The sequence below is a fragment of the Scandinavium sp. UTDF21-P1B genome, assembly GCF_040750395.1.
Lineage (GTDB): Bacteria > Pseudomonadota > Gammaproteobacteria > Enterobacterales > Enterobacteriaceae > Scandinavium.
Map to the genome: position 1 here is coordinate 153,709 of NZ_JBFLVD010000013.1, position 23,511 is coordinate 177,219.

General features: G+C 54.5%; 27 protein-coding genes. 11 read left to right on the forward strand and 16 right to left on the reverse strand.

The genetic code is table 11. The annotated features are described in order from the left end of the window. Window positions 1-56 precede the first annotated feature (56 nt). From AB1287_RS10315 to AB1287_RS10340, 5 genes are all read right to left on the reverse strand, one after another. Window positions 57-401 (reverse strand): DUF1064 domain-containing protein, encoded by a 345-nt coding sequence (locus AB1287_RS10315; RefSeq protein WP_435617714.1) that lies wholly within the window; start codon window positions 399-401, stop codon window positions 57-59. Window positions 402-520: 119 nt separating this feature from the next. Then, a complete protein-coding gene (locus AB1287_RS10320) occupies window positions 521-1,309 on the reverse strand; it encodes a replication protein P (protein WP_435617715.1) in 789 nt (262 codons plus the stop codon). Further along, on the reverse strand, window positions 1,306-2,073 hold the full coding sequence (locus AB1287_RS10325) for a DnaT-like ssDNA-binding domain-containing protein (RefSeq protein ID WP_435617764.1): 768 nt from the start codon (window positions 2,071-2,073) through the stop codon (window positions 1,306-1,308). The genes AB1287_RS10320 and AB1287_RS10325 overlap by 4 nt, the downstream gene beginning before the upstream one ends. Then, window positions 2,060-3,106 carry a DNA cytosine methyltransferase gene (locus tag AB1287_RS10330; protein ID WP_435617716.1) on the reverse strand — a complete coding sequence of 349 codons (1,047 nt, stop codon included), beginning with the start codon at window positions 3,104-3,106 and terminating at the stop codon, window positions 2,060-2,062. Before AB1287_RS10330 ends, AB1287_RS10325 begins: the two co-directional genes overlap by 14 nt. A 350-nt stretch (window positions 3,107-3,456) precedes the next feature. Then, window positions 3,457-3,690 (reverse strand): hypothetical protein, encoded by a 234-nt coding sequence (locus tag AB1287_RS10340; RefSeq protein WP_435617718.1) that lies wholly within the window; start codon window positions 3,688-3,690, stop codon window positions 3,457-3,459. 156 nt (window positions 3,691-3,846) lie between these two features. On the opposite strand from AB1287_RS10340, the gene AB1287_RS10345 reads away from it, so the two are divergent. The 10 genes from AB1287_RS10345 to AB1287_RS10390 all read left to right on the forward strand — a co-directional run bounded on the left by AB1287_RS10345 (window position 3,847) and on the right by AB1287_RS10390 (window position 8,921). Then, window positions 3,847-4,434, forward strand: a complete 588-nt coding sequence (locus tag AB1287_RS10345) for a helix-turn-helix transcriptional regulator (RefSeq protein WP_435617719.1) — start codon at window positions 3,847-3,849, stop codon at window positions 4,432-4,434. Window positions 4,435-4,653: 219 nt separating this feature from the next. Next, entirely contained in the window at window positions 4,654-4,803 is a 150-nt protein-coding gene (locus AB1287_RS10350) for a hypothetical protein (protein WP_435617720.1), read from the forward strand. Further along, window positions 4,772-5,077 carry a hypothetical protein gene (locus AB1287_RS10355; RefSeq protein ID WP_435617721.1) on the forward strand — a complete coding sequence of 102 codons (306 nt, stop codon included), beginning with the start codon at window positions 4,772-4,774 and terminating at the stop codon, window positions 5,075-5,077. Before AB1287_RS10350 ends, AB1287_RS10355 begins: the two co-directional genes overlap by 32 nt. Then, window positions 5,074-5,373 (forward strand): hypothetical protein, encoded by a 300-nt coding sequence (locus AB1287_RS10360; protein ID WP_435617722.1) that lies wholly within the window; start codon window positions 5,074-5,076, stop codon window positions 5,371-5,373. The genes AB1287_RS10355 and AB1287_RS10360 overlap by 4 nt, the downstream gene beginning before the upstream one ends. After that, on the forward strand, window positions 5,370-6,191 hold the full coding sequence (locus tag AB1287_RS10365; protein ID WP_435617723.1) for a PD-(D/E)XK nuclease-like domain-containing protein: 822 nt from the start codon (window positions 5,370-5,372) through the stop codon (window positions 6,189-6,191). The genes AB1287_RS10360 and AB1287_RS10365 overlap by 4 nt, the downstream gene beginning before the upstream one ends. Beyond that, the gene (locus AB1287_RS10370) at window positions 6,188-7,087 is read left to right on the forward strand and encodes a RecT family recombinase (protein WP_435617724.1); all 900 of its coding nucleotides are present in this window, start codon (window positions 6,188-6,190) and stop codon (window positions 7,085-7,087) included. Before AB1287_RS10365 ends, AB1287_RS10370 begins: the two co-directional genes overlap by 4 nt. A 48-nt stretch (window positions 7,088-7,135) precedes the next feature. Next, the gene (locus AB1287_RS10375; RefSeq protein ID WP_435617725.1) at window positions 7,136-7,384 is read left to right on the forward strand and encodes a helix-turn-helix transcriptional regulator; all 249 of its coding nucleotides are present in this window, start codon (window positions 7,136-7,138) and stop codon (window positions 7,382-7,384) included. 109 nt (window positions 7,385-7,493) lie between these two features. After that, window positions 7,494-7,793, forward strand: a complete 300-nt coding sequence (locus AB1287_RS10380; RefSeq protein WP_435617726.1) for a PerC family transcriptional regulator — start codon at window positions 7,494-7,496, stop codon at window positions 7,791-7,793. Then, on the forward strand, window positions 7,786-8,325 hold the full coding sequence (locus AB1287_RS10385) for a hypothetical protein (RefSeq protein ID WP_435617727.1): 540 nt from the start codon (window positions 7,786-7,788) through the stop codon (window positions 8,323-8,325). Before AB1287_RS10380 ends, AB1287_RS10385 begins: the two co-directional genes overlap by 8 nt. Further along, window positions 8,325-8,921 carry an MT-A70 family methyltransferase gene (locus AB1287_RS10390; RefSeq protein ID WP_435617728.1) on the forward strand — a complete coding sequence of 199 codons (597 nt, stop codon included), beginning with the start codon at window positions 8,325-8,327 and terminating at the stop codon, window positions 8,919-8,921. The genes AB1287_RS10385 and AB1287_RS10390 overlap by 1 nt, the downstream gene beginning before the upstream one ends. On the opposite strand, the gene AB1287_RS10395 is transcribed toward AB1287_RS10390, so the two are convergent. The 3 genes from AB1287_RS10395 to guaB all read right to left on the reverse strand — a co-directional run bounded on the left by AB1287_RS10395 (window position 8,918) and on the right by guaB (window position 13,474). Then, window positions 8,918-10,171, reverse strand: coding sequence for a tyrosine-type recombinase/integrase (locus AB1287_RS10395; RefSeq protein WP_435617729.1), 1,254 nt, complete (start codon window positions 10,169-10,171; stop codon window positions 8,918-8,920). The two genes, AB1287_RS10390 and AB1287_RS10395, sit on opposite strands and share 4 nt — an antisense overlap. 192 nt (window positions 10,172-10,363) lie before the next feature. Then, entirely contained in the window at window positions 10,364-11,941 is a 1,578-nt protein-coding gene (gene guaA, locus AB1287_RS10400; RefSeq protein ID WP_435617730.1) for a glutamine-hydrolyzing GMP synthase, read from the reverse strand. Window positions 11,942-12,007: 66 nt separating this feature from the next. Further along, window positions 12,008-13,474: an IMP dehydrogenase gene (guaB, locus tag AB1287_RS10405; RefSeq protein WP_312625042.1), complete on the reverse strand. Its 1,467-nt coding sequence runs from the start codon at window positions 13,472-13,474 to the stop codon at window positions 12,008-12,010. A 160-nt stretch (window positions 13,475-13,634) separates the two neighbouring features. On the opposite strand from guaB, the gene xseA reads away from it, so the two are divergent. Next, window positions 13,635-15,008, forward strand: a complete 1,374-nt coding sequence (gene xseA, locus AB1287_RS10410) for an exodeoxyribonuclease VII large subunit (protein ID WP_435617731.1) — start codon at window positions 13,635-13,637, stop codon at window positions 15,006-15,008. 126 nt (window positions 15,009-15,134) lie between these two features. Here the strand turns inward: xseA and AB1287_RS10415 are convergent, their stop codons facing one another. The 8 genes from AB1287_RS10415 to rodZ all read right to left on the reverse strand — a co-directional run bounded on the left by AB1287_RS10415 (window position 15,135) and on the right by rodZ (window position 23,503). Continuing rightward, window positions 15,135-15,350 (reverse strand): zinc ribbon domain-containing protein, encoded by a 216-nt coding sequence (locus tag AB1287_RS10415; protein ID WP_435617732.1) that lies wholly within the window; start codon window positions 15,348-15,350, stop codon window positions 15,135-15,137. A gap of 40 nt (window positions 15,351-15,390) precedes the next feature. Further along, the gene (locus AB1287_RS10420; RefSeq protein WP_435617765.1) at window positions 15,391-16,482 is read right to left on the reverse strand and encodes a Gfo/Idh/MocA family oxidoreductase; all 1,092 of its coding nucleotides are present in this window, start codon (window positions 16,480-16,482) and stop codon (window positions 15,391-15,393) included. A gap of 73 nt (window positions 16,483-16,555) precedes the next feature. Continuing rightward, on the reverse strand, window positions 16,556-18,034 hold the full coding sequence (gene der / locus AB1287_RS10425) for a ribosome biogenesis GTPase Der (protein ID WP_435617733.1): 1,479 nt from the start codon (window positions 18,032-18,034) through the stop codon (window positions 16,556-16,558). An 83-nt stretch (window positions 18,035-18,117) separates the two neighbouring features. Then, entirely contained in the window at window positions 18,118-19,296 is a 1,179-nt protein-coding gene (bamB, locus tag AB1287_RS10430) for an outer membrane protein assembly factor BamB (protein ID WP_312625035.1), read from the reverse strand. A gap of 10 nt (window positions 19,297-19,306) precedes the next feature. Next, window positions 19,307-19,927 carry a YfgM family protein gene (locus tag AB1287_RS10435; RefSeq protein WP_312625034.1) on the reverse strand — a complete coding sequence of 207 codons (621 nt, stop codon included), beginning with the start codon at window positions 19,925-19,927 and terminating at the stop codon, window positions 19,307-19,309. 33 nt (window positions 19,928-19,960) lie between these two features. Then, the gene (gene hisS / locus AB1287_RS10440) at window positions 19,961-21,235 is read right to left on the reverse strand and encodes a histidine--tRNA ligase (RefSeq protein ID WP_435617734.1); all 1,275 of its coding nucleotides are present in this window, start codon (window positions 21,233-21,235) and stop codon (window positions 19,961-19,963) included. Between the two features lie 94 nt (window positions 21,236-21,329). Continuing rightward, window positions 21,330-22,451: a flavodoxin-dependent (E)-4-hydroxy-3-methylbut-2-enyl-diphosphate synthase gene (gene ispG, locus AB1287_RS10445; RefSeq protein ID WP_435617735.1), complete on the reverse strand. Its 1,122-nt coding sequence runs from the start codon at window positions 22,449-22,451 to the stop codon at window positions 21,330-21,332. 26 nt (window positions 22,452-22,477) lie between these two features. Continuing rightward, window positions 22,478-23,503, reverse strand: coding sequence for a cytoskeleton protein RodZ (rodZ, locus tag AB1287_RS10450; RefSeq protein WP_435617736.1), 1,026 nt, complete (start codon window positions 23,501-23,503; stop codon window positions 22,478-22,480). Between the last annotated feature and the right edge of the window lie 8 nt (window positions 23,504-23,511).

Consider the following 23,511-nt stretch of genomic DNA (forward strand, 5'->3'; position numbering starts at 1 on the left):
CCCCCGCTTACCCGTATAAGTTATTGATTACTTTGATAGTAAAAAGGATCGTCGTTTCAGAACTCTTCGACCTTCCATCCGCCGCCAGCCTTCTTCGGCTTCGGCGTCACCGCGATAATGCGGATCGGGTACTGGTCGGCGGCGACTTTGGTTTTCACCCTGGCGTCGTCGGTCCACATACCTTTCACTTCGTGCAGCTCCAGTTCACCGCTGCTCAGCATCACTGCAAAATCCGGCGTGTAGAACGTGTTATCAGCGAGCCGCAGCTTGATGCCTTCGAACCGGTACCAGGCTATCTCCCCTGCACGTTTGCGCAGTTCCAGCATCTGGCAGTACGCCGCCTCTGTCTGGTTCATCGTTCCGGCCTTAAGCCTTCCGAGTGCCTGTAGTCGTTTTTGCATAACGTTTACCTTATTGGTAATTTAAATCCCTAATTGGATTAAATCAATAGTGATTGAGAATATTTATTACCCATTTGGTAATAGAGAATGCGTAAAAAAATGCGCCTTCGCGCTGTCGTTCATTTGCTTGCTTCTGTCGCTTTCCTTCTCCGGTATTCTTCCATAAGCCACTGAGCCGGTGTTATCCCCCCCAGGGTAGCCGCGTTGGGCATACATCCATAACTTCGCCCGGGCGGATGATAGGCATTCCCACGAGCTCCCGCTGGTGATGTCGGCATGGGCTGCTTCTTCGCTTCGAGGCTCATGATTGGATCTGGTATCTGATGCCCGTCAGCGACCTTCTGCGACCATTCGTTAAGGAGTTTATTCGCGAACTTCTCAACCTCGGCCTCGCTGAGCTGTCGCTGGTACATAGCCCGCCGGGCATCACAGACAATCCAGTACATGACGGGATGCCGCCACGGAAAGCGTTCAGGGCCTCCAGGCTGCATACTTTTCTCTTTCGCGTAACGGTGAAATTCTCCCATCACATCTTCGATGCCGATCCCGAGCACCATTTTGCTGTCCTTGCACCACTTGATGAACTGACCCGGCGACGGCCAGAACGGGGATTCGCTGGCGCGGGCGTGGCGCATTCCAGCCGATACTTGTTCGCGGGTGCGTATGCCACCTTCGGCAAAAGCTGCGATCCACTGCTGCTTTGCTGCTGACTCCTGCGCCGCTGTTTTCAGGTTAGTCTGCTCTGCCGCCGGAAATAGCTGCTTGAGCTGTTTGAACAAAGCATCTACAAGACGCTCTGCGGTAATGTTCACCACATTGTCACTGCCTGCATGCTGTCGGTCTGAGCCGGTCATGCGGGAAAGCACTTTCCCGTCACGATTCTTGATGGCGGTAAATACGTTGTTCACAGGAAATCCTCCCACGCCTCTGGACTGTTCCAGTGCGGTATGTTTTCATCCGCGCCGTTACCCCTTCTCCCGGTGGGTTTGGCGCTCTTCTGCATCAGCAGTCGCGCAAATTTCTGCTCCCACTGAACGTTCTGCATAACTTTCCCTTCAGCAACCCAATATGTAACAAACTCTGAAAGATCTGATTTCTTGTACCCATCAGCAGGTAGTGCGTATCCCCACATTCTGGCGCGCATGACAAAGTCATCCGACGGCTGCCAGTTTTCATGCATAGTGAATTTGCCGATTGGTTCTTCGATACCAGGAACGACAACTGGAGGGATTTGAATTTCTTCGCGCGCAGAGAGAGGGGGTTTACTTTCCCTGATCCCTGATCCCTGATCCATTCCTACAGGTACTTGTCCGGTATCAGTACCGTACTCATACGGTATAAGAGATAAGCATTTGATTTTGCTTTCCTTTGGCTTGTTTACCACTTGATGTTTGAGGAAGTTTGTTATGGCCCCAAAATGTTTGCCATCTTGGGTGGAAAACATGGACAAATAACCACAGTTGGAAAGCTCCCGTATTAGTACCGGAATAGGAACGGAAGGTTCTCTGATTGGGAAAACTGCCGCTTTTATCAGTTTCGGGTTAGCGTTGAAGTAACCTTCATCGTCGGCGTAATTCAGTAGTCCAATAGCAAGTATGCAAGCCGGTTCCGAGAGTTCAGCCATATCTTCATCTGTCCAGAACTCGGGTTTAATGGTTCTAATTCGTGCCATCATTCACCCCCATATAGGCCCGGATAAATTCGGCTGCAGCCCGGGCGTTTATGGCGTTACCGTAACCCTTAAGTCGGCCTGTGCGGTTGCGGCCTGCCATTGCTCGTAATGAGGACTTTCCGTGTCCCAGGCTTTTGGCAAACCTTGCAACCAGCGGGAATGTGCCGGGTTCAACTGGACGCCATTTCCCATCTCGACAAAAGAGCCAGTCTGCATCACGCCAAAAACCGTTAACCTCAAGGGGCCTGCCATTGATGCAGCCATTGAGAACGGCATCCCTCCTTGGGCGTAACGTTTCTCCCTCATCGCCGATTCTGTTGTTGGCGTTGGCCAACCGGTCAGCAATGCCGATCCTGGAAGCTTCAGGCAAACCTTCGGCGAACCATCTGGATTCTTCCCGCTGTAGCAATGAGTCGACCCGGTGGAATCGTTCGCGACCGGAGTCTGCCATCCCGTCAACCGCGCCGCTCCGGAGACGTGTTGCAGGCCCCTTTTCGTCTCCGGTTGTGGATTCGTATTTGCTACTGGTGTTGGCCACCCAGTAGGCCCGTTCTCTGATGTGCGGCGCACCGACGCCCGCTGACGCAAACGGCACAAGCCCGAAGGCGTATCCCATTCCTTCCAGGTCAGTTTGTACAAGGTCGAACCATGTGTTTGCGTTACCTGCTGCAACCTGTTCACCAAAGACATGCTGAGGTCTGCGCTCGCTGATGAGGTGGAAGAATGCGGGCCAAAGGTGCCGCTCGTCAGCAAACCCATATCCTTTGCCTGCCGCGCTGAAAGGCTGGCACGGGCAGGAGCCTGTCCAGACTGGTTTATCGTCAGGCCATCCGGCGAGCCGCAGGGAATGAGACCAGACGCCAATTCCGGCAAAGAAGTGGCACTGCGTGAATCCTCGCAGGTCGTCAGGTGTGACATCTTCAATACTCCTTTCATCAACTTCGCCAGGTGCAATATGACCGCCGGCGATCAGGTTTCGCAGCCACTGTGCAGCGAATGGGTCGATTTCGTTGTAGTACGCGACCGGTTTCATGCGTTACCTCTGGCGGCTCTGAGGGTGGTTAAAAATTCATTACGATGCTTTGCTGCGCTTTCCATAGCGCATTGAACACACGTTCCATTCAAAACGTAGCGCTCAGCTTTGTGCCCATTCGCGCAAGGTTTTCCGGTGAAATAACGGTTAAGCCCGGACTTAGCCGCCTCCATTCTCGTGATAATTCTCATTGGAGAATCCTCAGGTTTTGTTATTGATATTGGTAATTTTCATGCATGGGCAAAAAAAGATCAACCATATTTGGATTTTTATTACCATGGGGATTTTTGACAAAAGAAAAGCCACCAATGAGGTGGCTTTCAGGGGAGTAAGATACGGAGAGCAGACGTTTAAGGAGCGTAGAAGAACATCGTTAGTTCTGACATATTGCTGATCCATTCCCGCTTCTTGCAGGCTTTAAAAATCCTGTCCATCAATTTCTTACCGGGAATTTTGCTCTTCCTGGTCAAATGCGTTTGGATGTAATGGCTCGTCGTTCCGGCTTCGCTGGCGAACTCATCACGCTCATCCGGGCTGAGCGCCAGCCACCGCTTCTTGAAATCAAACTTTTTTTCATCGCTCATGGTTCTGTTATCTCAGACTGTCTATTTACTTCCTGATTATTACCTTTTTGGTGAGGAAATCAATGATTATTACCATTTTGGTGCTTTTACCTTTCTGGTAATATTTCATTTAATTTAGCTAGTTACGTAGCAATTAAGGGTGATTTTTTAATAGACATGAAAAGCATTTATGACATCCGGAGAGAAAATCTCAATGAAATCATCCGCCGGGACTACGACGATACGCAGCTGAGGCTGGCAGAACACTCAGGCTTTGCCCAGACGCTGGTGAACCGGTGGAGCAAAGGCACCAAGAATATTGGCACCAGGGCGGCCAGAGACATCGAGAAATCAACCAGAAGACCAGAATTCTGGATGGACATCGATCACTCTATGTTCTTCTCCCAGTCTGAAGAGCAGGTTGAAACAGGCGATCGCATTGCCGAAAAACGCGTTGCCAATGCGCTTTCGTCCTGGATGGCAGCACACCCGACACTGAACTCAGAGAAGCGAGTTTCTGAAGCCGTTGGGGTTAGCCAGTCTACTGTTCATCGCATTCTGCACGCTGAGACCAGCGCCACGCTTTCAGTCCTGTCTGCGATCGCCGCGGCGTTCGGGAGAGAAGTCTATGAAATGGTTATGCCACCGGCGCACCCGGCATTAATCAGGTACGACCACGCTGCCTATTCCCGCCTGTCTGCTGAAGATAAGAGCAAAATAACATCATTCATTGAATTCGTGCTGGCGCAGCAAGCAAGCAACTGACCTTCCAAATCCCCTCGCCCGAGAGCGGACCCTTTCCCGCACCTACAGTTATTACCATTACGGTAATTAAAACTCTCAAAACCTATTGACAATAACCATTTTGGTAATATTATTACCCCTAAGGTAATCAACGGGCGCAGACAGGCCAGCGATCGAAAGCTTTGCCACTGCGATTTTACATACCCCAAATTATTACCATTTTGGTAATAGAGGTGTTATATGCAGTGGAAAGTCATCAACGGTTGGTACTGCGTAACGGCGTGCGGGCTGATGAGCTGGAAGTTTCAGACGCTGGAAGAAGGCATGAAATGGGTATTTATCACGAAAGAAGCGACGGATGTCGCCAACGACGACGGGATATGGGGGTGAGAAAGTGAGCGTAGATATCGAAATTATTGTTTCTGGTATTGAGGTTAGCTCAACCGGAAATCGCGGAGAAATTAGCGTTTCTCTTTCCAGCGTCGATGTTGGTGCAGCGATAGAAGAAATTGGACAAGAAAACATTTTTGAACATGTAGAGCTTAGCGATTACGTCGACTGGGCTGAATCCAAGGATAGGGTTTCTGAAATTCTTGACCGCCTTTCACCTGATGAAGTTATCAGTTGGTTACGCGGCAACGGCCATCTGGAGGATGAAGAATGAACATTCAGCAATTCAATAACCTGAAAACGATCGTCGCGCTGTTCGAGTCCGACTACCAACTGTCATCGCAGTTGTACGACCGTCACGTTGAGCTGATCGACGCGGTAGGTAGCGTCGAGCTTGCTCCAGAGTTTGATCGTGCCCTGCTTCGCGCCGGTGTACGCCCTGAAATTTTGGCGGCGGCGAAGGAAAGCAGCGAGTTCGAAGAACTGTTCTCAAGCTTCATGAGTGAAATAACCCGCGTCGTGGCGAAGCTGGATTTTGCGGATCAACTGGATAGCGCGAGGGCAGCATGAAACCAGGCATCTATTTCGACATCAGCAACGAGGACTACCACGCCGGGGACGGCGTGAGTAAGTCGCAGTTGGACATGGTGGCGCTGAGCCCGGCGCTGTTGCAATGGCAAAAATCAGCACCGGTCGACACTGAAAAGCTAAAAGCTCTGGATATGGGTTCTGCATTGCACTGCATTCTGCTTGAGCCTGAAGAATTCGATAAACGCTTTATCGTGGCCCCTCAATTCAACCGCCGCACCAATCAGGGAAAAGCCGATGAGGAAGCATTCCTGAAAGATGTTGAAGGCATGGGTATGACTGTGATGGATGCCGAGCAAGGGCGAAAACTGCAGTTAATGCGCGACAGCGCAATGGCGCATCCGGCGGCGCGATGGCTGCTTGAAGCGGAAGGTTTTTGTGAAGCTTCGCACTACTGGACGGATCCGGAGACTGGCGAGTTGTGCCGCATCCGCCCGGACAAGCGCTTGAAGAATCACCCTGTTCTTATGGATGTGAAGAAGGTAGCGGACATGGATCGCTTTGCGCGCCACATCGATGAGTTCCGCTATCACGTCCAGGATGCCATGTACCGAGAAGGCGCACAGCAGACCACCAGCGAGCCACACGGATTCTTCTTTCTGGCAGTAAGCGAAACCATCGACTGTGGCCGCTACCCGGTTCGCGTGTTCGAGCTGGACACGCCAGACGTTGACGCCGGGAACGCATTGTTCCGCCGGGATCTGAATACCTATCACCAGTGCCGAGAAACAGGCGACTGGGGTGGATTTGAAATTATTAAACGCTCTGAGTGGGCACGCAAACAGGACATGTACTTATGAGTAATGATATCGCAATCACATCGCAGCCGGGCGCAACCGTAGGCACCGCTGCTGCAATTTTCAGCCCTGAGGGTATGGACCGCCTGATGCGTTTCGCAACCCTGATGGCTGACAGCAAGGCCACTGTTCCCGGGCACCTGGCAGGAAAACCTGCTGACTGCCTGGCCGTGACTATGCAGGCGGCGCAGTGGGGAATGAACCCGTTCGCCGTGGCGCAGAAAACGCATGTGGTTAACGGCACGCTTGGCTACGAAGCGCAGCTGGTAAACGCGGTTGTGTCTTCCTCCAATCTGCTGGCAACCCGCCTGAATTATCGCTGGGACGGTGACTGGACGAAGGTGAACGGTAAAGACGACAAGTCACCATCTCTTACCGTAACAGTGTCCGCAACCCTGAAAGGTGAAAGCGAACCACGTGAACTTACAATCAGCATGGCACAGGCAGGAGTGCGCAACTCCCCGTTGTGGGGCCAGGACCCACGCCAGCAGCTCGCATACCTGTGTGTTAAACGCTGGGCGCGACTGCATGCTCCTGATGTTCTGCTTGGCGTCTATACCCCTGATGAATTGCAGGAAACGTCACCGCGCGTTGAGCGCGATGTTACGCCAGAGCCCGCAACCGCATCAGGCATGAACAAGCTGATCAACTCAAAACCTGAGCAGAAACAGGAAGAGAAACACGCCACCCGCTCACAGGAAGAGATGCTTGCTAGTTTCACCGACGCCGCCGGTAATGCTGAAAGTGTAGAGAAACTGGATCTCATCTTTAACGGCGGAACCTGGCCTGACGGTAAAAAGCGCCCGGGGGCATGTGATGCACTGTCAGATAAATGGCTGGAAATGGCCACTGACGTTTACAACATCCGCCGTGACGAGTTGAACGAAGTACCAATGTAACCACCACCGCGGCGCCGGGCGCGCCGCATATGCATCAGGAGAGCAACTATGAAACGAGCATACGGTAAGAAGGAATTGCTGGCGGTGGTTCCATTATCGATCAGCACAATCGACAGCCTGGAGAAAAAAGGCGAATTTCCTAAGCGCTGGTACATCACCGATAAGCGCTGCGCCTGGGATGGCGATGAAGTAGAGCAATGGCTGGACGAGCGCAAGAAAAACAGCCCGGAGGAATTTGGCGGAAAAAAGCCGCCGATTGAAATGCGCGCCTACAGACCTATGAGCAGCGCAGCATGACGGCGCTGGCGAGGCATTTTGATAAATGGTCAGGCTGGTATTGCTGCCTGGCCGCCATCGGCGCGTGGCTGTTCCTGCTGGCGCTGATAGCACGAGAGGGGTGGATCCTATGAAGCCGCTATCAAAAACAGAAAAGTATCATCTCGATTATGTTTCGCTGCGCCGCATTGAGCAGGTTGTTGCAGTAACGCCTGCCGCAATGGACATAGAGAAGCGGGCAATCGACAGGGAGAAAAAAGGCCAGTTTCGCATCGCGGCTCGCCTGTGGCTCGAATGCATGGACGTGGCGAAGGGAGAAGTTGAACGGGCAAAGATCGCAGTAAGACGCGATCAATGCATATCGCGCAGCATGGGCCTGCGTCGTGGTGAGTACAGCGGATTGTGTAACCGAGGGGTGGTGTATGAGTAGCCAGCATGACGTAATCACCGTTGGCAACATGAATGATGGATATATCAATGAACTTGAAATGGGGAAATGTGGTGAGTATTACGCAATTTTCTCGTTAACCAAACAAGGGTTTATTTGTTTCCCGTCAGACCAGGGATTGCCATATGACATCGTTGTCCAGAGCGGAGGAAGATTATTGCGTGGACAGGTAAGATCAACCCTTCGCATGCGAGATTACGGTAAATCAAAAAATGTTTACAGATTTAGCACCAGAACTGGGAAAGGTAGCATTCGAGCAACTCAATGTGGATCTTGTGATTTTTATGCCTTTGTTGTGATCGAGGATGAAAAAATAGGTTTCATGGCAGCAAAGGAGCTTACCAGCTGCAAAAACATTGGCTCAATAAAACAAACTTTAGAATTGCGCACTGAAGATAAAGTTTACCCAGGACGGATTTACCCTACCGGGAAGCAAAGAATTCTTGATTACTCAAGAAATATCGAATCACTTTCATCTTTTCATCGCGTATCTGAACTGTTGAGGAAAAAATAATGACAACTAAAAAATACACATTGATTTATAGCGATCCTCCCTGGACATATCGCGATAAAGCAGCCGACGGCGAGCGAGGCTCCGGGTTCAAATACCCGGTGATGAACGTGCTGGATATCTGCCGCCTGCCTGTATGGGATATCGCTGCCGATGATTGCCTGCTGGCGATGTGGTGGGTGCCAACTCAGCCGGTCGAAGCACTGAAGGTTGTAGAGGCGTGGGGTTTCCGCCTGATGACCATGAAGGGATTCACCTGGCACAAGACGAATAAGCACAAAGGCAACAGCTCGATCGGCATGGGCCACATGACCAGGGCGAACAGCGAAGATTGCCTTTTTGCGGTGCGCGGTAAACTTCCGGCTCGCATGGATGCCTCCATCTGCCAGCACGTCACGGCGCCGCGCCTGGAGAACTCGCGCAAGCCTGACGCAATACGTGAAAAGTTGGTGCAGTTGTTGGGCGATGTACCGCGCATTGAGCTCTTCGCCCGCCAGTCATCGCACGGTTTCGACGTATGGGGAAACCAGTGCGAGGGCCCGGCGGTTCAACTCTTGCCAGGTTGCGCGATCAACATTGTAAACGTGGAGGCCGCTTAATCCTTTCCTTCCATCCACGCCTCAAATTTAGCCGGGGAGAACGGCACCAGATCAGCGTGCTCCCCTGCTATCCACGCATCAATCATATCGGCCCACTGCTGCAGCATGTAAGCGCGCTGGCGGGCATATTCCGCCTTGTTGTACACCGCACGCACTCCCTTCTGCTCGTGCGCCAGCGCCTTTTCAATCCAGTCTGAAGGATACCCGGCTTCATGCAGTAGCGTGCTGCCGGTGCGCCGCAGGTCATGCACAGTAAACGGGTCCAGTTCTTCCCCGCTATCAGCAGCCGCTTTTACCGCCCGGTCTATAACCGAGTTTAGCGCGGCGTTCGACAGCGGCTTCCTGACGCTGTATCTGCCTGGTAGCAGAAACTCACTTCCACCAGCACACATCTGCAGGCCGACCATCAAATCCTGCGCCTGAGTCGGCAGATAGATAACGTGCTCTCTTCCGCCCTTCATTCTCGCCTGCGGGATCGTCCAGGTTGATTTATGAAAATTAATTTCTGTCCAGGTCGCGTGAGTGAACTCGCTTTTCCTGACCATGGTGATCAGCACCAGTTTAATTGCGAGCTTCAGCGTGCCCATTGCGCTGATGGTGTCGAGCGAGCGGAAGAAGATCCGTATTTCATCCGGGCTCAGGCTTCGCTCTTTGGGTTTAAACACGGCGATTGAGGAAGGCTTAATGGCTGATGCCGGGTTAAAGAAACCGTGCCCACGGTCGTTTGCGTAACGATAGACGCTGCTGATAATCTCCCTGGCCTGCACCGCCGTCGCGCGCCCGCCACGGTCAACAATACGATCGCACAAATCCCTGACCATGCCTGTAGTGATCTCCGCCATTACCTTATTGCCCAGCGCCGGCAGAATATCACGATCAATAACCGATTGTTTCATGGCACGCGTGCTGGCGGCCAGCATGATGTGCTTCATGTACGTGTCGGTATATACCGCGAAAGTCTCGGCACCACGGATCTGTTTAATACCGTCACGCTTCGCCGCAGCTGGCGACTGGCCTGCCCGGAGAAGCTTTTTGGCGGATAGGAGTTCTTCTCGCGCTTCAGCAAGGCTGATACCGTCACGGCCATATTGCCCGATGACCAGCGTTTCACGGCGCCCGTTAATGCGGTAGTCGTAGCGGAACGAGACAGAGCCTGATGTGAGCACGGCCACATACAGCCCGTCACGATCCGAAACTTTGTAGAGTTTCTCCTGAGGCTTCAGGTTTTTCAGTTTGGTATCAGTTAGCACAATTCACCCGCTCATCATCCGTGGCTTTGACGGCATGAGGATATACCTTTAGGGTAATACCGTCACTTATACCGTGTAAAAATGCTGGGTAGAGTAAATAGATATTGGGAGATATAAAGAGAAAACCCTCTGAATAACAGAGGGTTGAGGCAGAAACTTAATAGGCTTCATGAGATAGCGGGAGGCTGTAAATCATTCCCACTCAATCGTCGCTGGCGGCTTACCGCTGATGTCATACACCACGCGGGAAATGCCGTTCACTTCGTTGATAATGCGGTTGGAGACGCGGCCTAAGAAGTCATACGGCAGATGCGCCCAGTGCGCGGTCATAAAGTCGATGGTTTCTACCGCACGCAGGGAAACAACCCAGTCGTACTTACGGCCATCGCCCATTACGCCCACGGAACGTACCGGCAGGAACACGGTGAACGCCTGGCTCACTTTGTTGTACAGGTCGGCTTTGTGCAGCTCTTCGATGAAGATAGCATCGGCACGGCGCAGCAGGTCGCAGTACTCTTTCTTCACTTCGCCCAGCACGCGCACGCCCAGACCTGGCCCCGGGAACGGATGACGGTAGAGCATGTCGTACGGCAGGCCCAGCTCCAGACCAATTTTACGCACTTCGTCTTTGAACAGCTCACGCAGCGGCTCTACGAGGCCCATCTTCATCTCTTTCGGCAGGCCGCCCACGTTGTGGTGAGATTTGATGACGTGCGCTTTACCGGTTGCAGAAGCAGCGGATTCGATCACGTCCGGGTAGATGGTACCTTGAGCCAGCCACTTCACGTCTTCCAGCTTCAGTGCTTCTTCGTCGAAGACTTCCACGAACACGCGACCGATGATTTTGCGTTTGGCTTCAGGATCGTTTTCACCAGCCAGCGCATCCAGGAAGCGCTTTTCACCTTCAACGTGAACGATGTTCAGACCAAAGTGGTCGCCAAACATGTCCATTACCTGCTGAGCTTCGTTCAGGCGAAGCAGGCCGTTGTCGACGAACACGCAGGTCAGATTTTTGCCGATAGCGCGGTGCAGCAGCATCGCGGTAACGGAAGAATCTACGCCACCGGAAAGGCCGAGGATGACTTTGTCATCACCAACCTGCTCGCGAATACGTGCGACAGCGTCGTCGATAATCTTAGCGGGGGTCCACAGCGCTTCACACTGGCAGATGTCGAGCACGAAGCGCTCCAGCATACGCAGGCCCTGGCGGGTGTGGGTCACTTCCGGGTGGAACTGCACGCCGTAGAAGCGTTTTTCTTCATTCGCCATAATCGCGAACGGACAGGTTTCGGTGCTGGCAACGGTGACGAAATCAGCCGGAATAGCGGTGACTTTATCGCCGTGGCTCATCCATACGTCCAGCAGCGGTTTGCCTTCGGCGGTCAGGGAATCTTCGATACCGTGGATCAGCGCGCTGTCGTTCACAACTTCAACCTGCGCGTAACCAAACTCGCGCTCGTTGGAGGACTCAACGTGGCCGCCGAGCTGCATCGCCATAGTCTGCATACCATAGCAAACGCCGAACACCGGAACGCCTGCGTTAAATACGTACTCTGGCGCCCGTGGGCTGTTGTCTTCAGTGGTGCTTTCCGGGCCGCCGGAGAGGATGATACCGCTCGGATTGAACTCACGAATTTGTGCTTCGGTAACGTCCCAGGCCCACAGTTCGCAGTAAACGCCGAGCTCACGTACGCGACGCGCTACCAGCTGAGTGTACTGAGAACCGAAATCGAGGATAAGAATGCGATGCTTATGAATGTTGTCGGTCATTGACGGTAATTCCAGGGCAAGTGAAACAAAATCAAAGCGCCCGGCATAAGCCGGGCGCGGAAACGATTAAGAACCCAGACGGTAGTTCGGGGATTCTTTAGTGATAGTCACGTCGTGAACGTGGCTCTCCTGAATGCCCGCGCCGCTGATGCGGACGAATTCAGCTTTGGTACGCAGCGCGTCGATGGTACCACAGCCGGTCAGGCCCATACAGGAGCGCAGGCCGCCCATCTGCTGGTGAATAATCTCTTTCAGACGGCCTTTATAGGCAACGCGACCTTCGATACCTTCCGGCACCAGTTTGTCAGCAGCGTTATCGGTCTGGAAGTAACGGTCAGAGGAGCCTTTGGACATCGCGCCCAGGGAACCCATACCGCGGTATGATTTGTAAGAACGGCCCTGGTAGAGTTCGATTTCACCCGGGGATTCTTCGGTACCAGCGAGCATAGAGCCAACCATAACGGCGGCAGCACCTGCGGCGATCGCTTTGGCAATGTCGCCAGAGAAGCGGATACCGCCGTCAGCGATAACCGGGATACCGGTACCTTCCAGCGCTTCAACCGCGTCGGATACAGCAGTGATCTGCGGCACGCCCACGCCGGTAACGATACGGGTAGTACAGATAGAGCCTGGACCGATACCCACTTTAACTGCGCTGCAGCCTGCGTCAGCCAGCGCGCGAGCGCCAGCGCCAGTCGCCACGTTACCGCCGATGATCTGCAGGTCAGGGTATTTCGCACGGGTATCACGAATACGTTGCAGAACGCCTTCAGAGTGACCGTGAGAGGAGTCAATCAGCAGCACGTCCACGCCTGCCGCAACCAGCGCGTCAACACGCTCTTCGTTACCGGCACCGGCGCCTACTGCCGCACCGACGCGCAGACGCCCCTGCTCATCTTTACAGGCGTTAGGCTTACGTTCTGCTTTCTGGAAATCTTTTACGGTAATCATGCCGCGCAGGTGGAAGTTCGCATCCACAACCAGCGCTTTCTCAACGCGCTTTTCATGCATTTTAGCGAACACAACTTCACGGGTTTCGCCTTCACGCACGGTGACGAGGCGCTCTTTCGGCGTCATGTAAACACTGACAGGCTGGTTCAGGTCGGTCACGAAGCGCACATCGCGACCGGTGATGATGCCGACCAGCTCGTTGCTTTCCGTCACAACCGGGTAACCGGCAAAGCCGTTACGTGCGGTCAGCTCTTTAACTTCAGCAAGCGTGGTCGTTGGCAGCACGGTCTGTGGGTCAGACACGACGCCGGATTCATGCTTCTTCACGCGGCGAACTTCTTCCGCCTGGCGCTCAATGGACATGTTCTTATGGATAAAGCCGATGCCGCCTTCCTGGGCCAGGGCGATGGCCAGACGCGCTTCCGTCACGGTGTCCATTGCCGCAGAGAGCATAGGAATGTTAAGACGAATGGATTTGGTCAGCTGAGTGCTGAGATCGGCAGTATTCGGCAGAACGGTGGAGTGAGCGGGAACGAGGAGGACGTCGTCAAACGTCAGGGCTTCTTTGGCGATACGTAGCATGGGCAATATCTCTACCTGGAGGTTAATAAATATTGCCGTGGCATTATACAGAGCGTAATCGGTTGCATCCACACTTTTTTGCAAATAATACTTGCGCTGGCCTCTGAGCAAGTTACTATCGACTGAATAACCTGCTGATTTAGAATTTGATCTCGCTCACATGTTACCCTCTCAATCCCCCTCAGTTTTTACCGTCAGCCGCCTGAATCAGACGGTGCGTCTGCTGCTTGAGCAGGAGATGGGGCAAGTGTGGATCAGCGGCGAAATCTCCAACTTTTCTCAGCCCTCTTCCGGCCACTGGTATTTTACGCTCAAAGACGACAATGCCCAGGTACGCTGTGCGATGTTCCGCAACAGCAATCGTCGCGTGACGTTTCGCCCACAGCATGGCCAGCAGGTGTTGGTCCGCGCCAACATCACGCTGTATGAGCCGCGCGGCGACTACCAGATCATCGTCGAAAGCATGCAGCCCGCTGGCGAAGGGTTGCTGCAGCAAAAATACGATCAGCTGAAGGCAAAGCTGTCGGCCGAAGGGTTATTCGATCAGCAGTTCAAACAACAACTTCCCTCTCCTGCGCACCGTGTCGGTGTGATCACCTCAAAAACAGGTGCCGCGCTGCACGACGTTCTGCACGTGCTGAAACGCCGCGATCCATCGCTGCCGGTGGTGATTTATCCCACTTCTGTACAGGGTGAAGATGCGCCGGGACAGATTGTTCGCGCCATTGAGCTGGCAAATCAGAGGGAAGAGTGCGATGTGCTGATCGTTGGCCGCGGCGGCGGCTCGCTGGAAGATTTATGGAGCTTTAACGACGAGCGCGTGGCGCGGGCAATTTTCGCCAGCCGCATTCCGGTCGTCAGTGCCGTCGGCCATGAAACCGACGTAACCATTGCGGATTTCGTCGCCGATTTACGGGCACCAACGCCCTCCGCTGCCGCCGAAATGGTCAGCCGTAATCAGCTGGAATTATTGCGTCAGGTGCAATCGGCACAGCAGAGGCTGGAAATGGCGATGGATTACTTCATCGCGGGCCGTAATCGCCGCTTTAGCCTGCTGCATCATCGTCTGCAGCAACAGCATCCGCAGCTACGTCTGGCGCGCCAGCAAACCGTGCTCGACAGGCTGCGCCAGAGGATGAGCTTTGCCCTCGACAATCAGCTGAAGAAAACGTCTCAGCGCCAGCAACGGCTCACTCAGCGCCTGAACCAGCAAAATCCTCAGCCTCGTATTTATCGTGCGCAGACGCGTATTCAGCAGCTGGAATATCGGCTGGCGCAGACGCTTCGCACACAGTTAAGCACCACGCGCGAACGTTTTGGGAATGCGGTGACGCATCTGGAAGCGGTAAGTCCTCTCTCGACGCTGGCGCGCGGCTACAGCGTAACCACCGCAGCAGACGGCAAGCTGGTGAAGAAAACGAAACAGCTGACCGCCGGAGATAAACTCACGACCCGCCTGGAAGATGGTGTGGTGGAAAGCGAAGTGACAAAAGTGACTGCGGTGAAGAAAGCACGGGCGCGCAAAGCACCATAACGTTGCCGGGCGACACTCCGTTTGCCCGGCCTACAAAAAATTCAGGATAGTTTCGTCGGCCCGGTAAGCGCAGTGTCGTAGGCCGGATAAGGCGCTAGCGCCGCATCCGGCAAAACGCACAACGGCTTAAACCAGCTTAAACTCCACGCGCTTTTTCGAAATCAGCCCATGGCCGTTCTGGCAGAAATAATCCACCGCACCGCAGGCTTTCAGCACTTCTAACGGCTTATGGCATTCCGGGCAGAGTGCCTGCAGAGCGAAATCCTGCTGGCAGTGTGCGCAGTGCCCCAGGCCGCTCTGCTGCTCCAGCGCGCCATGACAAACCGGACAATTCAGCACCATTGTGACCTCCTGATAGTTTGCGATTATTTTACCACAACGGTTAATGCGTGCCGCGCAGTTGCTGCTGTAGCTGCAGAAGGGCAGTAACTTCAGCAATGCGCCGCTGAGTGAAGTGGCTAACCTGCTCGGGAGCACGCACAAACAGGCTGTTTTCACCCAGGATGCAGCGTGCCAGGCAACGCTCATAAACAGCGCCGTTAAGCGTCCAGCGATGAACGTTTTCACCTTGCAAGATTTCCAGCACTTCACCCGCACCGAGCCGATCCTGGCTCAAAACGGTGCCGTCACGCAGATACAGGCGAATACCTTTTTGCCCGCCGGCGGGCCCAGCATATTTGTTCAGCCATATTTCCAGAGGAATACCGCTAAGTTGCCCTCGCAGATGGGCGCTCCCTTCGGCAGTCGCAAAGTCTCCTTTCGCAATCGGATGACCCAGGCGGTCTTTGGCCTCAACTAAAGTAAGCGCTAACTGATTATCTGCACCGAGTACTGCCAGCGTCTCATGCATCATCGCCAGCACATGAGTGCCAATATCGACTATAACGCCGTCCGGGTGTTTGAGCGTGCGCGTGTCCGGCTCGCCGGTGGCGAAATTCAGCGCAACGGGTTCGCCTTTATCGTTAAATCCGCTGGGCTCCAGTAAGTAGCCCTCGATTTTAACAATATCGGCAAGCGAGGCGATTAATGGTGAAACCAATGCAGCACCCGCTTCTGGCTGCCAGTCATTTTCAATTTCGCCGCGCACAAGTTGTGCCACGCCGTCTCGCGCCATCCAGTGATCAAGTGCAAGAATACGCGTGGCATTTTCGGGCTCAGCCAGTAGCGCCTGAAGGTGAGCGAGCTGCTCCAGCGTCGCCGCGACGGGTTTCTCTACCACAATACGCGGCACCTCAGAGCGGAGCACCTGCTCCAGCACGGGCAAATGCCACAGAGAAGACGTTGTGATAAGCACCATTTCAGGCTTCATCGCCAGTAGAGCATCCAGCGATTCACAACGCTGAATCCCCGCCGGCGCGCGGAACGCATCCACATCGAAGCCGTAACAATGTTCGGGCGGTACATGAAGCCGCTTCAGTGCAGGAAGATAGGCGGTTTCGATCACCGCCCCAAGACCAATAAATCCAAATTTCATCATCAACCTCGAAAACAAAAAACCCGCCATAAGGCGGGTTAGTGCAGGTACCTCGCCAGTACAGAACCGGCGATTACTTGCTTTTCTTGATGTGCTTGATCAGGCGCTTACGCTTACGCATCTGGTTCGGCGTCAGGGTATTGCGCTTGTTCGCAAACGGGTTATCCCCTTCCTTGAACTGGATACGGATAGGCGTGCCCATCACGTCCAGCGATTTGCGGAAGTAGTTCATCAGGTAGCGCTTGTAGGAATCCGGCAGGTCTTTCACCTGGTTGCCGTGAATCACCACAATCGGCGGGTTATAGCCACCGGCGTGCGCATACTTCAGCTTCACGCGACGGCCGCGAACCAGCGGCGGCTGGTGATCGTCCTGCGCCATATTCATGATACGGGTTAACATCGCAGTGCTCTGACGCCTGGTTGAGCTGTCATACGCTTCACGTACAGATTCGAACAGGTTGCCAACGCCGCTGCCGTGCAGAGCGGAAATGAAGTGCACACGCGCAAAATCGATAAAGCCCAGACGGAAATCGAGGGTCTCTTTAACCTGCTCTCTGACGTCGTTGCTCAGACCATCCCACTTGTTGACCACGATAACCAGTGAGCGCCCACTATTGAGGATAAAGCCAAGCAGCGAGAGATCCTGATCGGAAATGCCTTCACGGGCATCAATAACCAGCATCACCACGTTGGCGTCTTCGATAGCCTGCAACGTTTTGATTACCGAGAATTTCTCAACGGTATCGGTGATTTTACCGCGTTTGCGCACACCGGCGGTGTCGATGAGCACGTATTCGCGCTCATCGCGCTCCATCGGGATATAGATGCTGTCGCGCGTGGTGCCAGGCATGTCGTAGACCACGACGCGGTCTTCGCCAAGGATACGGTTAGTTAGCGTTGACTTACCCACGTTCGGGCGGCCAACGATAGCCAGCTTAATCGGCAGATCCTGCGGATTGAAAGCCTCTTCAGGCTCCTCAGCTTCCTCGCCGTTTTCATTTGCTTCAAACTGCGCCCAGTACTCGGCGTCTTCGTCCACTTCTTCAGCGGGGGAGATTTCGTCCATGTACGGCAGCAGCGCGAGTTCCAGCAGGCTGGTCACACCGCGGCCATGAGAAGCGGCAATCGGATGAATATCACCGAGGCCTAAAGACCAGAAATCGGCCATCGCCTGATCCGGGTCGATGCCGTCCGTTTTGTTAGCAACGAGGAAGGTGGCTTTATCACGCGAGCGCAGATGCTTAGCAATAGCCACATCCGCAGGCATCAGCCCGGCGCGCGCATCAACCATAAACAGCACCACGTCAGCTTCTTCAATCGCCAGCAGCGACTGTTCCGCCATACGCGTTTCCACGCCCTCTTCCGTGCCGTCGATACCGCCGGTATCGATACAGATAAACTCGCGGCCTTCCACTTCAGCACGACCGTACTTACGGTCACGAGTCAGACCCGGGAAATCCGCGACCAGCGCATCTCGCGTGCGCGTCAGACGGTTAAACAGCGTGGATTTTCCAACGTTAGGGCGCCCGACAAGCGCGACCACAGGTACCATGATAAATGCCTCTTAAAATCTAAAAACAGTAAAACGGCCCCTGCTTAAACAGGAGCCGTTTGCAATGCAGACTGCGAACAGACTTAACGCGTAATGGAGTACAGCGTACCGTCTTTCGCCTGAATCAGCAGTTGGCCTTCGGCCACCACAGGATCGGTCAGGAATCCGGAACTGTCCACTTTTTGCTGGGCAACGAAGCGGCCATCCTGCGGGTTCATCCAGTGCATATACCCTTCGCTATCGCCAACGACCAGGCTGCCATTGTACAGCACGGGCGAAGTCAGCAGACGGTGCAGCAGATCGCTCTGCGTCCACAGCGTCACGCCGCCATCGGTGCTTAACGCCAGCACGCGATCGTTCTGATCAACCAGATAGATACGGTTGCCGTCGACCACAAAATCGTTCACCGAGCCAAGTTCACGCTTCCACATGATCTGGCCACTGCGCAGATCCAGCGCGGTCAGGTTGCCGTTGTACGCCAGGGCATACACGACGCCGTTAACAATCACCGGAGTGGTGTCAACGTCGCTCAGGCGATCGATTTCCGTCGGCCCGGTGGCCTGAGAAATACGCTGCTGCCAGATGAGCTGACCCTGCTGCATCAGCACGGCGTTCACGCGACCGTTGTCGCCGCCAACGATGGCTGCGCCAAACGCGGTTGCGGGTGCAGATTCACCGCGCAGGGAAAGTGCTGGCATATCGAGGTTAACGGTCCATTTGATGGCGCCATCGCTTTCGTTCAGCGCCTGCAGCTGACCGTTGCTGGTGTGAATCAATACCATGCCGTCGCTGACAACCGGGCGAGACAGAGCCTCACCGGCCACGCGGGTCTGCCATGCCACGGTACCATCGCTGGTATTCAGGGCATAAACCTGCGCTTTTTCAGAGCCAACATAAACGTGGCCGCCGCTCACCGTCAGACCGCCGGACAGCAGCGCCGGAGCACGGGAGAACCAGCCATCTTTCTCTGCCAGATTGACAGACCAGACTTCTTTCCCGCTTTCCGCATGCAGCGCCTTCACGGTGCCTTTACGGTCCGCTGCGTACACCACGCTGTCGGCCATCGCCGGGTGCAGGTTGGAATAGAAATCACCAATACCGTCACCTACGGAAGTGCTCCAGGAGGTAGACGGGGTAAACTGATTTTCAACCGTTGGCAGCGGGGACATTTTGACAACGTCTTCTTCGCTGTTAAACAGTGAACAACCGCTCAATAACGTAACAGACAGCAGTCCTGGCAAAAGTAATTTACGCAATTGCATCGGGTCCCTCTCAGATGGACAAATTATTCATTTTCATGCGCATCATTTCGCTGAGCGCTGGTGAAGCATCACTTTTTACGCCTGCTTCCCAGGCGGCGCGAGCCCCTTGCTTATCGCCTTTGCTCAACAGGATCTCACCGCGCAAGTCGGCAACGATCGCTGTCCAGCCTTCCCCTTTGATACCTTCGAGGGTTTTCAGTGCGGCATCAGGCTGTTTCATTTGCAGCTGAACGCGGGCCAGACGCATGTTGATAACCGATTTCAGGTTGTCATCAGAGGCTGCCGCCAGGCCCAGCTGCAGCTGTTTTTCGGCTTTGTCGAGTTCGTTGGCATCAACAAACTGCTGAGCCAGCTCAAGTGCCGCAAAAGCGCCGTAGGCGTTCTTTTCATTGGCCGCGATTTTTTCTGCCGCAGCATAGGTTTCAGGCTTGCCTGCTTTCAGGCTGGTCACCGCATTTTGATAAGCCTGTGAGCTTTCACGCGAGGTGTCTTCCTGATGGGACGTCCAGTAGCGCCAGCCTACCAGCGCACCAATCCCAAGGATGACGCCGACCGCCAGCGCTTTGCCGTTTTCAGCAAAGAAACTTTTGAGTGCGTCGACCTGATCGTTTTCGTTACTGTAGACTTCCACGCAGTTCTTCTCCTGAATAATAATCCTGGGCGATTAGCCCAGCAGTGTGCGCAAATGCGCGGCAACGCTGTCCTGCGTTACAGTCGTCTGCTCACCAGAGCGCAAATCTTTCACCACCACATTGCGGTCAGCCACTTCTGACTCACCCAGCACCAGCGCGACGCGAGCGCCCCACTTATCGGCACGGGCAAACTGTTTCTTGAAGTTACCGCCGCCGTGGTTGGTCATCAGTTTGATGGCCGGCAGTTGGTCACGCAGTGCTTCAGCCAGACGCAGCGCGGCGGACTGAGTACCGGCGCCTGAAGCGACCAGGTATATATCGACAACAGGATCGGCTTTAAATTCCGGATTAACGGCCTGAACCAGTAAAACTAAACGCTCAAGCCCCATCGCGAAGCCGACGGAAGGCGTTGGACGCCCACCAAGCTGTTCGACTAAGCCATCGTAACGGCCGCCCGCACAAACGGTGCCCTGAGAGCCGAGGCTGCTGGTCACCCATTCGAAAACGGTACGATTATAGTAGTCAAGGCCGCGCACCAGGCGCTGGTTGACCGTGTAGGCAATTCCGGCGTCGTCCAGCAGGGCGCACAGACCAGAGAAATGCTCGCGAGATTCCTCGTCAAGATAGTCACCGAGGGCGGGTGCGTTATCGAGCAGCGCCTGCACGTCCGGATTTTTAGAATCCAGCACGCGCAGCGGGTTGGTGTACATGCGGCGCTTACAGTCTTCGTCGAGCTTATCTTTGAACTGCTCAAGATATGCCACCAGCGCTTCACGATAGTTAGCGCGGGCTTCCAGCGAGCCGATGGAGTTCAGCTCAAGGCGAACGTGTTCGGAAATGCCCAGCGCACGCCACCAGCGCGCGGTCAGCAGAATGAGTTCGGCGTCGATGTCCGGCCCCTGCAGGCCAAAGACTTCACAACCGAGCTGATGGAACTGGCGATAGCGCCCTTTCTGCGGACGCTCGTGACGGAACATCGGGCCGATGTACCACAAACGCTGTTCCTGATTGTACAGCAGACCATGCTCAATGCCGGCGCGTACGCAGCCCGCAGTGCCTTCAGGACGCAGCGTCAGGCTGTCGCCGTTACGGTCCTCAAAGGTATACATCTCTTTTTCAACGACGTCGGTCACTTCGCCGATCGCGCGTTTAAATAACGGGGTCTGCTCTACAATCGGCAAACGGATTTCGCTGTAACCGTAGCTGCCGAGCACCTGCTTCAGCGTGCCTTCAATGCGCTGCCACAGAGCGGTTTCGCCCGGCAGGTAATCGTTCATGCCGCGGATGGCTTGAATGTTTTTTGCCACGTTTTTTCTCTTTATAGATACAAAAATGAACCCAGACGCTTAGGTAGCGCCGCGGGTTCAATCATACACGGGAAGCGGGCTGCTTCCCAAGTCGTTATTTTGCGTCCACTTCCTGAACGTCAATCCGACGCGCTTCATCCAGAATGCTGGCCTTGGCGCGAATGCGCGCTTCGAGCTGGCTAATCATGTCGTCGTTGTCGAGGCGGTCTTTACGCACGCCGTCTTCGTACAGGCCGCTTTTCTTGTTGCCACCGGTCACGCCGAGCGTGGACACCAGCGCTTCACCCGGACCGTTCACCACGCAGCCAATGATGGAAACATCCATTGGGGTGATGATATCTTCGAGACGCTGCTCCAGCGCATTCACCGTACCGATCACGTCAAATTCCTGACGCGAACAGGTCGGGCAGGCAATGAAGTTGATCCCACGGGAACGAATACGCAGCGACTTGAGAATATCGAAGCCCACTTTGATCTCTTCCACAGGATCCGCCGCCAGCGAAATACGCAGCGTATCGCCGATCCCTTCGGAAAGCAGCAGGCCGAGGCCGATCGCCGATTTAACCGATCCCGCACGAGCGCCGCCCGCTTCGGTGATCCCCAGATGCAGGGGTTGATCGATCTGCTTCGCCAGCAGGCGATAGGATTCAACGGCAAGGAACACGTCAGACGCTTTCACGCTGACTTTAAACTGATCGAAGTTCAGACGATCGAGATGATCGACATGACGCATGGCGGATTCGAGCAGCGCCTGTGGCGTTGGCTCACCGTACTTTTCCTGCAGATCTTTTTCCAGCGAGCCGGCGTTCACGCCGATGCGGATGGGGATGTTTTTGTCGCGGGCGCAATCGACAACAGTGCGAATACGCTCTTCGTTACCGATGTTGCCCGGATTGATGCGCAGACAGTCCACGCCATACTCGGCGACTTTCAACGCGATGCGGTAATCGAAGTGGATGTCAGCCACCAGCGGCACGCTGACCTGCTGCTTGATGAGCTTAAAGGCTTCGGCAGCGTCCATGGTGGGTACCGATACGCGGACGATATCCGCGCCGACGCGCTCAAGAGCTTTGATCTGATTGACCGTGGCTTCCACATCGGTGGTGCGCGTATTGGTCATCGACTGAACGGCGATAGGAGCCCCATCGCCGATTGGCACGTTCCCAACGTAAATACGCGTGGATTTTCTACGTTGAATCGGAGCCTGGTTATGCATGAAAAATCTCCCGCGTTACGCGTCTGTTACTGAGCCTGGGCCGGTGATTGTTCGGCATTCAGGGTCAGACGCGCAACCTGGTTTGTTCTGATAAAACGGCTGAGGTCGACAGGTTTACCCTGGAACTGAATCTGGACAGCAGACGGAGCACCAATTTTCAGCTTGTACGGCGCCTGGCCTTCTAAATTGAGGGAGCCATCTTTACGCTGCAGTCCGCTGAACAGCTTTTTGCCGGTTGAATCAGTGACTTCCAGCCAGCAATCTGCGTTGAAGTTCATCACCAGCGCGTTCGGATTGGCCGAAGGGGTGACGCCTGCCTGATCGGTTGGCAGCGGGGCCGCAGGCGTTGCTGCTGCAGTGGCGTTATTGTCGACGTTTGCCTGAGAAGGCGAAACAACGGCATTGTTTTGTGCGTCTGGTGCGGTAGCCGGAGCCGTTTGCGCTGGGGCTGTCTGGGCCGTTGCGGCTGGCACGTTCGCATCTGCCGCCGGAGCAGATGATGAATTATCCGCCGTTGCATCCGGAGACTGGCTCTGTGAGCTGCTTGTATCCAGCGGAACAGACTGACTGTTGCTGCTGTCGTTGGCATTCAGCTCGGCGCTGGACTGATCCGCCATCGTCGTGATCTCTTCCTGCTGCGCTTTGTGGTTCTGCCACCACCATGCGCCCGTCAGGCCAATCACCACAAACAGAACCAACCAGGTAAAACTCATCAGCCAGCCGTCACGCTTCTTACGACGTTTGCCCAAAGACATGTTCTGGCCCATTGTCACCTTCGCGGCGCGAACCGGCACTTCTTTGGCAAGAATAGGTAAAAGCTCTTCTTCAGGAATATGAACAAGGCGGGCGTAGGAACGGATATAGCCACGCAGGAACGTTGAAGCAAGATCGGCAGGCGCCTTATCGTCTTCAATATCACGAACCGTGGAAACCTTCAGGCATAAGCGTTCAGCGACGGCTTGCTGGCTGAGTCCGAGTTGTTCACGGGCATAACGCAGACGCGCTCCCGTGCTTTGTGCTGTTTGTGGATCTTGGGTGGCTTCAGTATTCATTCGCTACA